12 protein-coding genes are annotated in these 13532 nt (G+C 41.6%); 8 read left to right on the top strand and 4 right to left on the bottom strand.

Going from position 1 to position 13532, the window contains the following annotated elements; genetic code table 11:
• Positions 1-27 precede the first annotated feature (27 nt).
• Together AB8618_RS03770 and AB8618_RS03765 are read left to right on the top strand one after the other, a co-directional pair.
• Positions 28-390 (top strand): PilZ domain-containing protein, encoded by a 363-nt coding sequence (locus AB8618_RS03770; protein ID WP_054202042.1) that lies wholly within the window; start codon positions 28-30, stop codon positions 388-390.
• A gap of 57 nt (positions 391-447) precedes the next feature.
• Positions 448-1356, top strand: coding sequence for a histone deacetylase (locus AB8618_RS03765; protein WP_413401419.1), 909 nt, complete (start codon positions 448-450; stop codon positions 1354-1356).
• Here the strand turns inward: AB8618_RS03765 and AB8618_RS03760 are convergent, their stop codons facing one another.
• On the bottom strand, positions 1357-2355 hold the full coding sequence (locus tag AB8618_RS03760) for an AraC family transcriptional regulator ligand-binding domain-containing protein (protein WP_413401418.1): 999 nt from the start codon (positions 2353-2355) through the stop codon (positions 1357-1359).
• The gene (locus AB8618_RS03755; RefSeq protein WP_413401417.1) at positions 2339-3247 is read right to left on the bottom strand and encodes a GGDEF domain-containing protein; all 909 of its coding nucleotides are present in this window, start codon (positions 3245-3247) and stop codon (positions 2339-2341) included. Before AB8618_RS03755 ends, AB8618_RS03760 begins: the two co-directional genes overlap by 17 nt.
• Before the next feature lie 285 nt (positions 3248-3532).
• On the opposite strand from AB8618_RS03755, the gene AB8618_RS03750 reads away from it, so the two are divergent.
• From AB8618_RS03750 to AB8618_RS03735, 4 genes are all read left to right on the top strand, one after another.
• Complete coding sequence (locus AB8618_RS03750; RefSeq protein WP_413401416.1) at positions 3533-5839, top strand: TonB-dependent receptor plug domain-containing protein; 2307 nt, start codon at positions 3533-3535, stop codon at positions 5837-5839.
• 64 nt (positions 5840-5903) lie between these two features.
• Entirely contained in the window at positions 5904-6878 is a 975-nt protein-coding gene (locus AB8618_RS03745; protein ID WP_413401415.1) for a metallophosphoesterase, read from the top strand.
• 11 nt (positions 6879-6889) lie between these two features.
• A complete protein-coding gene (locus tag AB8618_RS03740) occupies positions 6890-8842 on the top strand; it encodes a phytase (protein ID WP_413401414.1) in 1953 nt (650 codons plus the stop codon).
• Between the two features lie 135 nt (positions 8843-8977).
• Entirely contained in the window at positions 8978-9655 is a 678-nt protein-coding gene (locus AB8618_RS03735; RefSeq protein ID WP_413401413.1) for a hypothetical protein, read from the top strand.
• 3 nt (positions 9656-9658) lie between these two features.
• Here the strand turns inward: AB8618_RS03735 and AB8618_RS03730 are convergent, their stop codons facing one another.
• On the bottom strand, positions 9659-11122 hold the full coding sequence (locus AB8618_RS03730; RefSeq protein WP_413401412.1) for a PLP-dependent aminotransferase family protein: 1464 nt from the start codon (positions 11120-11122) through the stop codon (positions 9659-9661).
• 106 nt (positions 11123-11228) lie between these two features.
• Between AB8618_RS03730 and AB8618_RS03725 the strand changes: the two genes are divergently transcribed.
• Entirely contained in the window at positions 11229-11804 is a 576-nt protein-coding gene (locus AB8618_RS03725; protein WP_138605611.1) for a GNAT family N-acetyltransferase, read from the top strand.
• Positions 11804-12391, top strand: coding sequence for an FMN-binding negative transcriptional regulator (locus AB8618_RS03720; RefSeq protein WP_409424875.1), 588 nt, complete (start codon positions 11804-11806; stop codon positions 12389-12391). The genes AB8618_RS03725 and AB8618_RS03720 overlap by 1 nt, the downstream gene beginning before the upstream one ends.
• A gap of 80 nt (positions 12392-12471) precedes the next feature.
• Here AB8618_RS03720 and cyoE read toward each other — a convergent pair whose 3' ends face one another.
• Positions 12472-13356 (bottom strand): heme o synthase, encoded by an 885-nt coding sequence (gene cyoE / locus AB8618_RS03715; protein ID WP_008111919.1) that lies wholly within the window; start codon positions 13354-13356, stop codon positions 12472-12474.
• Between the last annotated feature and the right edge of the window lie 176 nt (positions 13357-13532).

The following is a 13532-nucleotide window of genomic DNA, read 5'->3' as shown; positions in this document are numbered from 1 at the left end:
TATAAATAACAGCTTTATAAGATTATTATGCAAAACCGTCGGCAATTTTCTCGTATTATGTTCTCTACTGCAGCGCAATTAGTTATGGCTAGCAGCCAGTATGAATGCACTCTATTAGATATCTCTTTACATGGTGCGCTTATTACTAAAAGCGATACATTTACTGGGAACAAAAATGACGAAGCAGTACTACGTTTTACTTTGCCACAAAGCGATATTGAAATAAAAATGCCGGTGGTTATTCGTCACATAGAAGAAAACCATATTGGTCTTAAATGCCATAGTATTGATATAGACAGTATCACGCATTTAAAGCGTTTAGTTGAGCTAAACCTTGCTGATGAAACATTATTACACCGCGAGCTTGAAACGCTTATTCACCAAACATAAATAGACGCACTGCGTGAAGTTGATTACCATAATCAAAAATAATTAAACGACGCAGATATGAGTTTAAATCCCAATCTACCTTTAGTTTATCATCCTAACTACTCGTTTAGTTTCGATCCCAAGCATCGCTTTGTAATGAGTAAATTTGCACAGCTACACCAACATGTTAAAACCCTTGGGCTTGCTGGCAGTAATATCATAGAGCCACCACATGGTAGTGTAGAAGAGCTAGAAATAGTACATTGTGAAAATTACATTCACGATTTATGGCATAACCGCCTAGACGAAAAAGCCATGCGCCGTATTGGCCTGCCTTGGTCACAAGCACTAATGAACCGCACATTTACCGCTCCGCTGGGAACACTTCAAACTGCGCGTTTAGCGCTTAAAAATGGGCTTGCGTGCCATTTAGCGGGCGGCACTCACCATGCTCATAGTGATTTTGGCTCAGGTTTTTGTATGGTGAACGATTTAGCTTTTACCGCACAAACGTTAATTCAAAATCGTGAAGTGACCAACGTACTGATTTTTGATTTAGATGTTCACCAAGGCGATGGCACCGCAGCTATGCTGGCTCATCAACCTTATGCGTTTACCTGTTCAATACACTGTGAAAAAAACTTCCCGTTTAGAAAGTCCCCTAGCGATTTAGATATTGGTTTAGCCAATAATATGCAAGACGCTGAATATTTAGGTATTGTTGACGATACGCTGCAATTTTTATTAAACGAGCTTAACCCGGATCTTGTTTTATACGATGCTGGCGTTGATATTTGGCAAGAGGATGGCTTAGGCAAACTGGATATTAGTTGGCAAGGGATAGAAAAGCGCGACCACTTAGTACTTAAACGCTGCCTTGCAAATAATACCCCTGTTGCCACTGTGATTGGTGGTGGTTACGACAGAAACCATGAACGTTTAGCACAGCGCCACGGCATAGTTATTGAGCAAGCGGCTAGTTTTTAATTATATTTTTAACTGACTCGGCGTAATGCCGGTCCAACGCTTAAAAGCTCGGCGAAAATTAGGAATATCATAAAATGCTAATCGCATCGCGACTTGTTCATTGCCTTGCTGGCACACACCAAGTAAATGCAGTGCTTTAAGTTTATTTTGCTCATCTTGTAATTGCGAATAGCTAACACTGTGTTGTTTTAACTTACGTTTAAACGTAGCAGAACTCATGGCAAAATGCTCAGCACTGTTAGCTAGACTGTTATTTTTATCACGGTAAATGCGCTGGCACACAGCCTCAACAAAAGACTGTGATACATTCTTATTTAACTCACTTTGCGCTATGCACTGCTGCCACCTAAGCTGACTAGCCTCTGGGTTTGGGCACTTAAGTAGTTGTTTATCAAAATGCCAACGAGTATAGGGCTGCTCAAACCGTACCCGCAAACCTAGGTGCTGCTCATACTCTTGAATATGCCGCGGGCGCTTACAGGTAAAGTCAAAATAACAGTGCGGGTAGTGATCACTCACTCTTTTTAGTAAGCTCATTAACGCAGCGCTGTATATTTCAAAACAATAATTTTTTAACGATTCGTCCATACCTACATTCGGTTGCAAGTACAGATAGAAATCATTTTGGAAAATATGCTTACGAGTAAAAAATAAAGGGGCTAACGTGGCGCGAATATGTTGCAATTGTTTTAGCGCAGCGCCAAGGGTCGGGCTTAAACGGACACTTTGCATTGCTGGGCTAACGTCATTAACCAATTGATGACCCAGTAAAAAGCCACTATCATTACTCTTCATTAAGGCTTTAAACTGGCTAATTAAAGCCAACAACTGCGATAAACTAAAGCGCTGTGATAGATCATATAAATCTGGCTCAAAAATACCCGTACCACGCAGCAATTTATGAAGCGGGATCCCTCGTCCTTGAGCAAGCTCCACCAGCGCAGTGATCACTCCCTCCGCGCTGAGGTATTTATCATCTAGGCTAATATACTGCTGCACCTAAAAGGGCCTTTTCTTGTTGTAATTGTTGATGTAACTGGCTGGTTTGCTGCACTGGATCTTGCGCTAAATCCATTGCCATGGTGGCGGTTAAAATATGCTGAAACTGGGCACCTTTGCTTTTTGCGACTTTAAACGCACAATGATTAAGCGCCGCCTTCATTTGCGCTAATAACTCTTTGGCTTGGCTTTGGCTGGTACCCGGCATAAGCACAATGAAACAATCACCAGCATAGCGACAAAGCACATCATTCAAACGGCAATTCATTACTAATAAATCACTGACTTCTCGCAGTAACCTATCGCCTTCACTGAAACCAAACTGCGCATTAAACTTTGCAAAGTCTCGAATATCAATAATGCCTAAGGTGGCGGCTTGCTGTTCACTTTGACGTTGCTGTATTAGCGAGTGTAAGTAATTAATTCGATATAACCCTGTAACAGGGCAGACTTTTTCATGCTCTCGCAGATGCGCTTCACGACGACGCAATTGGCGATTTAAAACAAACTGTTCTTGATGCCAATAATAAAGCCCTGCGCTGGTAAGCGACATACCAAACGGCGCTGGCAGTGATTCAAACCAGGTGAGCCATAATTGTGAAGGTTGCTTTAACCACTCATCGAGTAAATCGAGCGTGGCTGAGAACATAAACAAACCTAAACCTAACACTAATAAGGTAGTTACTTTACCTGGCGGACGTGAAATAAGTAATGCAGCTATCCAGCTGAGGGTCATCAACACAATACCGCCCTCACCAACAATATCGAGCCACGCAATGTCTTGCAATTGCTTAAGTTCGCCAAAGTAAGCGCATATTGCTACAGCAATAACCAATAATAAAATGATGGTGTTGGTTAATTTTGCATGGCTGGTAAATGGGTTATATCGCATTACGGTGGCTTCTTTAGTCTATGTTGGTCTGCATGCTAGCGCAGTCATACTGTATTCGTCAGGGTCATTTTGGCTCATTGATATGACATTGAGATTAAAATTTTTAGGTATTTAACCTAGTAATAACCATTTTTAGTGCTCTGGAGCCGTGTTTAAACAGCTCAACAGTCTGTTTAAAAAGCACTAAGTTAACGTTTTTTCAGGAATTAACTGTAAAACTGTCACATTAGCGTCATTAACTTTTTTTAGTTTGCTCACCAAACCAAGGACAACCGGAGCAAATCAATGAAACAATTTAAGTTAAATGCTGTTATAGCGGCATTAGCACTGAGCCAATTTAGTGTTAGCGTGAATGCAGAGGAACAAACATCGCCAAGGGAACCTGAAGTAAAGGTTTCTGAAGAGCTTGTGGTATACGGCGAGATTGGTTATCGCAACCGCTCGCAAGAACTAGCGCCAACGCTTGAATATTCACAAGAATACTTTCAACGTTTTGAACCACTCACCGCCGGTGATGCACTAAAGCGTGTTCCTAGTGTTACTTTTTTATCTGACGTACTTGAATCAGACGGCGCTCGTATGCGCGGCTTAAGCCCTGCTTACACAAAAGTACTTATTAATGGCGAAGAAGTTCCGGGCGCCGGTGCTGACCGTTCATTTTTTGTGGACCGTATTCCAGCAGAATTAATCGAGCGCGTAGAAATAATTCGTTCATCTAGTGCCAACCGCTCTGCCGATGCCATAGCAGGCACACTTAATATTGTACTTCGCGATGGCTACAGCTTAGACGGCGGTTATATTCGCGCTGGTGGCTTACGTTACGATGACGGCGAACTAAAAGAAAGCTTTGCGGGTGTTTACGGTACTGAGTTTGCAGGTGGCCGTTTACTCGTAGGTGCCAATTTACAAGGTCGTTATAACCCAAAACAAAAATCAAGCAGACGTTATGGCGATAGCCCTGAAAATAACCCTAATTACGCAACAGACGATTTTGATAACCGTGAAGATCAATCTGATATCCGTGATGGTGATGATACCTCTTTAAATGCCAGCTTTGAAAAGGTGTTTGATAACGGCGGCAAGTTTGATATTAGCGCTATGTGGGTTGATACCGACCGTACCGAAGATGAGCGCTCTTTTGAATACGACGACCCCACTGCAACCTCAGGCTCTGTCGTTGAGGGTGGTAATTTAATCTCAGATAACGCAAACGTTTCGTTTATTGATCAAACCAACTACAACATTAATTCTGGCTATGAATTACCACTACTTGGCGGTACCAGCAAATTTAAGTTAGGTTATGCCAGCTTTGAAGAATCAGTGTATGAGCAAGAGGTTGAACTTGATACGTCAGAGCTCCCAATGGTGTTTGAAGAAGCTGAAGAAACCGTTGATATCGATGATAAAGAGTGGTCATTACAATGGCAGCACAGCTTACTGGTAGGTGACTCGAAAGAAGTTCAATTTGGTGCTTTTGTACAAGGCAAAGAGCGCGATACCGCCATTTTTGTCGCTGAAGATGAAAGTGAGCAAACACTGACTGGATGGGCTCAATTTAGCGAGACGCCAATGTCATTAGCACAATTTAACAACGAATTTGAACCAGTAGACGGCGGTGTTAATAAACTTGAAGAAGATCGTTTTGATTTATTTGCGCTAATCAAGCACGAAGCGGATGTGTTCTCGTGGGAGATGGGGGTGCGGTGGGAGTCAACTGACTCAAGCATTACCGATACCAACGAAGGCGTTACTGCCGAAAATGATTATGACTTTTTCTTACCGTCGGCTCACTTTCGTTACAGCGTCAGTGATAACGGACGAGTCAGCGCCTCTGTTGCTCGCAGCTTACGTCGCCCTGACTTTGACTACATGACACCCGCCCTACTTGAAGAAAAGCTCGCTGATAATGACTTTTTAGGCAACCCAAGCCTTAAACCAGAATCATCTTGGGGTATCGATTTAGGTTACGAATACCGTTTAGGTAAAAGTGGTGTTGTTGGTGTAAACGTATTTTACCGTGACGTTAGCGACCTTATTGAAATTGCCAGTACCGGTGTTGAAGGCTCTGAAGGTGAAGGCACATTTGTACTGCAACCACAAAATACTGGTGATGGCACAGTTCAAGGTATTGAGTTTGATTTATCAACCCCACTGAGCGCATTGAACATGCCTAATACTGGAATCTTCTTAAATTACTCTTGGCTCGACAGTGAAGTTGAAGACAGTTTTGGCAAGCGCAAATTTAACGACCAATCAGATTATGTTTATAACGTAGGCTTTATCCAAGATTTACCAACCCTTCGAGCATCATTTGGGGCAACGTACCGTAATCAAGGTGATGCATACGGACGCTTTGTCGGTGAAGAAGTGACAACCTCTTACGGTGCTGATTTAGAGCTTTTCGTTGAAAAACGCTGGGATGACATCACCCTTCGCCTTGTTGGTTCAAACTTACTTGATGCCAGTAAAGATGAAGTGTTCAACAAGTTTGACTCGCTTGATGATCAAAATAATCGTGACTTTGATGAGTACGAGCTTGAATCTGAAGAAGCAGGTCCTGTGATTCAAGTAATGCTACGTTACGCATTTTAATCACACGTATTGTCACTTTAAGCACGTAATGGCAACCCATCGCGTGCTTTTTTGGAGTTAGAACATGTTTAAATTGTCTTTCATAATGGCTGCGCTACTGTGCTCATCAGCGCTAAGTGCAAACGAGCCTGTTATTTATAAAGATGCACTATACCAACAACAAAAAATTGCCAAGTTAACTACGTTGCCTAATAGCCTTAACTTTATGGTAATTGGTGACTGGGGACACAACGGCCACTTTTACCAAAAAGAAGTGGCTCATCAGCTAGAAATTGCTATGTATCAAACCGATGCCGATTTTATTGTCTCGACCGGCGATAACTTTTACCCAAATGGCGTGGCAAGTGTGAACGATCCTCTTTGGCAATCAGCCTTTGAGAACATATACCATGGCCCGCACACATTTGAAGATTGGTATGTTGTTTTAGGTAATCACGATTACTTAGGTAATGCCCAAGCACAAATTGACTACACCGCAAAAAGTCAGCGCTGGCAGTTACCTGCAAGGTACTACAGTAAAACATTTGCGCTTGAAAACAACGAGCAAGTGTTAATGGTGTTTTTAGATACCAACCCGATTCAACCTGAATATAAAACCCGTGAAAAATACCGCTCAACTCAAGGGCAAAGTTATCAAACACAATTGGATTGGCTTGAAACCCAACTTGCTGGCAGTAACGCAAAATGGAAAATTGTGGTAGGCCATCACCCGCTTTATTCAAGTGGTAAACGCTTTGGCCGCAACCAAGGGCTTCGCGACATTTTAGAACCTATTTTGGAGCGTCATAACGTGCACGCTTATATCGCAGGGCACGAGCACGACTTGCAATACAACCAACCAAAAAATAGCAAGGTGGCTCACTTTGTCTCTGGTGGTGGCAGCGAAGCGCGGTTTGTAAAACAACGTGAATTTACCCGCTACGCAGAAGCAACACCGGGCTTTTTAAGTATCTCTATCAATGGCGAAACTCTCAGTGTAAGCGCGATTAATCACCTTGGTGAAGTACGTTTTAACACTGAAAAGCACCTAGATAAGTAAAGGATAAAATAATGAACTTTAAACTAAATACAATTTCAGCGGTGCTATCAAGTGCTGTGCTTGTAACTGCGCTTGGCGGTTGTACACGTAATGACGATACACAAAACCCGACAGAAATAGCAAAGCCGGCTGTTGAGGCTAAGTTATTTGGCCCACAACAAAACATGCAAGGCTCACAAGCAGCTGCACTTGGTAATAATCAATGGCTAATGGCGAGCGAAAGCCAAGGCTTATTACTTGCCGATAACGAGAAAAGCAGTGTGCTGTTAGCCGGTAACTTTGAGTCAATTTCACTAAAACAATTATCAGCGCAGCAATTTTTACTCGCCAGTCTGGATAAGAGCCAAGATAACGTTGCTATTTTTAAGCTTATGAAAAATGGCCAAACTTGGCAGCTAAATGAACTCACTCGTATTAGTCCACCTCAAGCTCAGCCTGATACAGTGTGTTTATTTAAAAACAACAATACCGAGACTGTATCAGCGTTTGTGCCGGATGTTCGAGGCCTGATCAGCGAAACTGTTATTTATGATTTAGCCACTAACCAAGCTAAAAATATCGCAGTACGTGAGTTCTCTGCGGTCACTGAGGCTTCAGGTTGTGCAGTAAATGACGACACAAAAACTCTGTATGTGGGTGAAGCAGAGCTCGGAGTGTGGGCTATCAATGCTGATGCAGAATCAGATGCCAATAAGCAACCTGTGGCTTTAGTACAGCCATACGGCGAATTAAAAACTGAAATCGGAGCTTTATCGGTATCACAAGACGGTACTGTATGGCTTAGCGCCACTGATGGCAATATGATCTATGCTTACCAAGCTCAAACAGACACGCTTAGCCAATGGTCACTGTCAGGTGAGTACACTACTGAGTCTGTTGCAGCAAGCTTTATTAATGACAATCAAGCGCAGCTAGTTTTGATTGATGATGAAACCGGCGCTTACATTCAAGCAAACGTTAACTACGCAGCGCAAACTTCTGTCTCAAATAGCAAAGTTGCTATGACTCACCTTCATGCCAGCGCACAAACCACACCGGTTGCAGCGTTTGGTGATGCAGCAGATGACCCAGCAATTTGGATAAATGAGCAAGACGCTAAAAACAGCTTAATTTTAGGCACAGATAAACGCCGTGGCTTAATGGTTTATGATCTTGCTGGCAACAAAGTACAGTCGCTCAATATAGGACGTTTAAATAACGTTGATGTGCGCCAACATCAAGGTATAAACAACGAAACCCATACGTGGATCACTGCCAGCAACCGTACACTTAATAGCATTAGCGTATTTACTGTTGATGGAGAAAACAAAGTAAACCATGTAACAGAAGTCGCGACTAACTTACCTGAGATTTACGGCATGTGTATGTATTCGTCTGATTCTGGCCATTACGTGTTTGTTAATGATAAATCAGGTTTATTCCAGCAATATAAGCTCATCGGTGAGCAAGATAATCTAAGCGGTGAACTGGTTAGAGAGTTTACCCTACCAAGCCAACCTGAAGGCTGTAGTGCTGATGATAAACTAGGCCAATTATTTGCAGGCGAAGAAGATGCAGGAATTTGGTATATAGGTGCAGAGCCTACATCTGGAAACAAAGCAGTAAAGCTACAAAGTGTTAATGAGCAGCTGGTGGCAGATGTTGAAGGCATGGAGATTTATCACGCCAATGATGCGCGCTATTTAGTGGTATCAAGCCAAGGCGATAATAGCTATGTGCTTTACAAAATCTCAGATGATACACAGCCTAGTCTCAGCTTTGCAGGTAAGTTTAATGTAGTTGCTAACCTAGATAAAGGCATTGATGGCGTAGGTGAAACGGACGGTTTAACCGTTACAGCAAAAGCTTTACCAGGTTATCCTGAGGGCATGCTTATAGTACAAGACGGCTATAACCGTATGCCACTGCAACCGCAAAACTTTAAAGTTATTGACTGGCGCGAAGTGAAAAAAGCAATTAGATAATAGCTAACTCTAAATATACTGATACACACTAAAACTTAAGTGTGTATCACGTTTAAGCCTTACTAAAATTTAACTAAAGATAATTTTTTATAAATGTATACTACACTTTATATCTATAAATTAATTGAGGTTATTATGCGGCTACCTTATTTCGTATCTTTATTTATCAGCATTGTATTTTGTACCAGCTCGCTTGCTAATGCCGAAGAACCACCAGAACTTCCGCCATTAAACCCCAAGTATGAAGCAGAGCATGCCTTGGTATTGGTTAATAAAGGTTCAAGTGTATACGCCATTAACATTCCAAGCTTTGAGCTTCCTTATGATATGCATGTTATGTACAAGGTAGATGTATCTGATATTCCATTTTTAGATTTAGTACGTGATGCTGAGTTAGTTACCGTAAAATCAAAGCCGTTTAATATTCAACGCTTAATGCGAGGCGAAGAAGTCGCAATTACCGCAGATGTGTATCTTGGAGATTATAGACAAGGAGGTAGCTTAGTTTACAGCGATAAATTAATAGAGCTTAGCGAGCAGTTATTTACTCGTGAGCTAACTGATTTAAGCCCAGCCTCAAAATGGCAACAGTACGACATGGTTACGCTAAAAAATAACGAGCGTATTTACATTCACCAAATAACTCAACCACCAAGCTATCATCATATTATGTTTGTTGATTTAAGTGGTGCCTGTTTACAAAAGTTTCGCACCTCAACTGAAGTGCCCTCTGCTGGTGAGCTAAATTATAAGTTTATAAATTGTGGCACATTGAAACCGATGTTTTATGATGCTGAAAGCTTAAGTAAATAAGCTTTATTTGAAAACGTGTTCAGCAATCAATTTAAGCCCAGCTTGCATCGCCAAAGTTGATTGCCCAGCAAATCCTAAACGTACATAACTATGTTGCTTAGGTATTAAGCTACGTTCTGAGTCTTTAAAGTAAAATTCAGGCTCAACCTGTACATACACACCTTTACTTTGCAGTACTTGCTTTAATTGGTCCACCGGTTTATTTAAATTAACCCACATCGCCATGCCACCGTCGGGTTTTATATATTCAATTGGATAGCCTGATAATTGCAGCTGCGTTAGATAATCACCCATCGCTTCATAGCGCTGCTTATAGAGCTTTGTCATACGCTTTAAATGGCGTTCAAAACCACCTTCTTTCATCCAGTGTGCGACAGCTAATTGCATAATCACATCATTTTTATGGTTCATTAGCTGCTTCCATGCGGTTAATTGTGCGATTACCCCAGGCGCTGCACAGATATAGCCAATCCTTGCTGCTGAAAACATAATTTTTGAAAACGTTGATAGATATATCACAATGCCTGCGGGGTCATCGGCAGCCATGGGTTGCAAAGGCTGGCAACGGTAGTGAAATTCATGGTCGTAGTCATCTTCAATAATCATCACATTATGGGCATAACACAGCTGATAAATTTGTAAGCGCCGGGTGGGTGATAAGGTCACAGTCGTTGGGTATTGATGCAGTGGCGTTAAATACAGAAGTTTAATGGGATAGCGTTCAAGCTGAGTTTTAAAATCATCAACACACAACTCTTCATCATCTTGTTTTATATCTATAAGCTGCGCGCCACATGCTGCAAATGCTTTACGAGCAGGCGGGTAACCTAAGGTTTCGGTTGCAACATAATCGCCTTTATTAATAAAGGCTTTTGATACTAAAAAAAGCGCTTCTTGAGAGCCATTACACATAAGAATATCGGCTGTTTTTAGGTTTCGTGCTTTGTATAAATAATGACTAATTTGCGATTTTAAATTAGGCTCCCCAGCCACACTACCATAATGAAATTGGCTGGTATCTAAATGATTAAACACATGACTTACAGAGCGTTTAAATTCTTTATAGGGAAAGCGTGTTAAATCGGGTAAGCCTCCAGCAAAGTTATAAGCATAGTGATTTAAGTCCATTATAGGTTCTGACACCGTAAGCGTGGTAGCAAATCGATACGGCTTAGGATCCAATGCTTGAGACTGGGCAGTGTTTATACTGTTTTGAATAGGCAATGTATTGGTAACGCTGTAGCCTGATCGTTCATAGGATTCCAACCATCCTTCTGCGACAAGAAGTTGTAGGGCATTCATTATTGTATGGCGGTTTAATCCGTACGCTTGTGCCATATCGCGTGCAGAGCAGAGTTTGCTGCCAGCGAGAATGTCCCCTTTTATAATCGACTCCCTAAGTGCATCTGCTATTTGCAGGTATTTAGCTTTACTCTGGCTAGTGAGCTTTATATTAAGTGGCTGCATAAACACTTTCCAAACTGGTATAGGTAAAAATTAAATTTTGGTTGTTTTTAACAAACCAATAAAGCGTACATTTGTTATGAATAAATAGCAAAATATGGGGCTTATAATGTTCACAACGCAAATTCATCAAACCAACAAGGTTGCCTTAGAGCCACTTAAACTCAAACATCTCGAGGGTCTATATCAAGCAGGTAAACACCCACAAGTTTGGCAGTGGGTATTAAGTAATTACACACAAACCCAAGTTAAGTTGGAGCAATGGTTTACACATAGCGCGCAGTTTAATCAAAACGAGCAAGTGGTTTTTGCCATTATTGATAAACATTCACAGCAAGTTGTTGGCACAACCCGTTTATTTAGGTTAGACAGTAACAACTTAAGCGCTGAAATTGGCCATACTTTTATTAGCTTCACTGCACAGCGAACATACGTAAATACGCATGCAAAATATTTACTTCTGAGATATGCATTTAATCAACTTAATTTAGTACGGATTAGTTTTAATACCCATGAGCACAATCAACAATCACGCAATGCCATTGCCCGTTTAGGCGCTAAGTTTGAAGGAATAGCCCAAAAAGACCGACGTCTAGAAGATGGTTCATATCGCAACACCGCAAAATTCAGCATTATTGACGAGCAATGGCCAGCTATAAAGTTACGACTTGAGGAGCTATTATAATGTACCCACCCGAGCACTTTATGCAAAAAAATACCGAGCAATTGCATGCGCTTATTAATAATTTTCCATTAGCAACAATTTTTATGCCCTGCTCAAATAGTCAATTAAATAACATTTGTCATGTACCTATGTTATTCAACTCTTTAGAAAATATGTTTATTGCACATGTAGCAAAGCATAATCCACTATCAAAGCTTGATAATAAACAGGTGAATTTACTCTTTAATAGTGACAATTGCTATTTATCACCCTCCTATGCGGATAATCAAACATTGCCTAGCTGGCTTTACGCATCGGTGTTAGTGACTGCAAAAGTACATATTATTAAAGATGAGCTAAAAAAAGATCTCGTAATGCGAACCCTTACTAGTCATTTTGAGAAAACATTTGAGCCTGAGTGGAAAATTAATGAAGTGCCTGAGCAGCATCGCAATACAATGTATCAACACCTGAGTTTTATAGAGCTTACGCCAATTCACTGGCAAGGTAACTTCAAACTCAGTCAAAATAAATCAGCCGCTATAAGAAATAAAATAAAACAAAGTCTGGTAGATGCCAATAAGCACTCAATAGCGGCCTTGTTTTAGGAATGAAAAAAGGCTCCTCGCAATGCTCAGAGCCTTTGGTTAACTTTGGGAATTAACTCGGTTCATTGATCAGATGATGATCAGTTTAGCGCCACTAACTGTGGCGCAATTGTTTGATAATCTACCGCCATGGCAATACTCAAAGCGGTAATATTAATAATTGAAAACGCAAACACTTGGCGTGCCCAACGGGTGGTGTCAATGTTGTAGCGATACCCTCTAAGTGCCATGAGTAACCACCAAAAACTGGTGATACAGGCAACGGCCATAAAGGCAGCACCGGTATAACCACTAATTGGCAATAGCATCACCACTAAAGCATATACGGCAATATAAAGCACAATATGGCGCTTAGCTTTATTAACACCTTGTGCCACGGGCAATACTGGAATATTAGCGGCTTGGTAATCCTTAAAGCGAAAAATAGCAATTGCATATGAGTGCGGCATTTGCCACAAACTAAACATCACCAGCAGTATTAATGCGCCCATATCGAACACACCCGTAACGGCGCAATAGCCAACAACAGGTGGAACTGCGCCCGACAGACTACCAATAAAGGTGCCGTAAACAGAGTTGCGTTTCATGTAGAGGCTGTAAACCCCTACATAGATGACATAGCCAAAGGCGGCAAAAAATACCGCCGCTTGAGTGGTAAAGGCGATTAATAAGCCAAAGCCAATTAGCCCTAATAACACGCCATGGCTTAAAGCGGCTTTTGCAGACATTTCGCCCGTTACAGTCACACGTGAGCGAGTACGCGCCATGGCAACATCAATGTCTCTATCAATAACATTGTTTATGGCACATCCCGATGCAACAACAAGCGATAAACCAACCAAGGTAACCAACATTAACCATGGGTCTATATCACCGCGGGCGGCGAGTAAAAAACCACCGGCAACGCTGATCAAATTCCCCATAATAATACCTGGCTTAGTAACAGCTAAATAACGACGAAACATCTGAAACCTCTGGGTCTGTTGACCTTTGCGGATTAAAATTTGTTCAAACTAGGGGCGGTTTAATCGCGGCGCGAGGTTTGTAACCTAGTGGGCTAAGTCAAAACCGAGCAACAAAGAGTAAATCGCCCCTAGGCAGAACCCTTCGGGCAGCGCCTGTTTGGCATTGATGCTGCGTT

Source organism: Pseudoalteromonas sp. RW-H-Ap-1 (assembly GCF_048318575.1).
Classification (GTDB): Bacteria; Pseudomonadota; Gammaproteobacteria; order Enterobacterales; family Alteromonadaceae; genus Pseudoalteromonas.
Note: the sequence above shows the minus strand (reverse complement) of the source record. Positions and strands in the feature narration are given on the sequence as shown.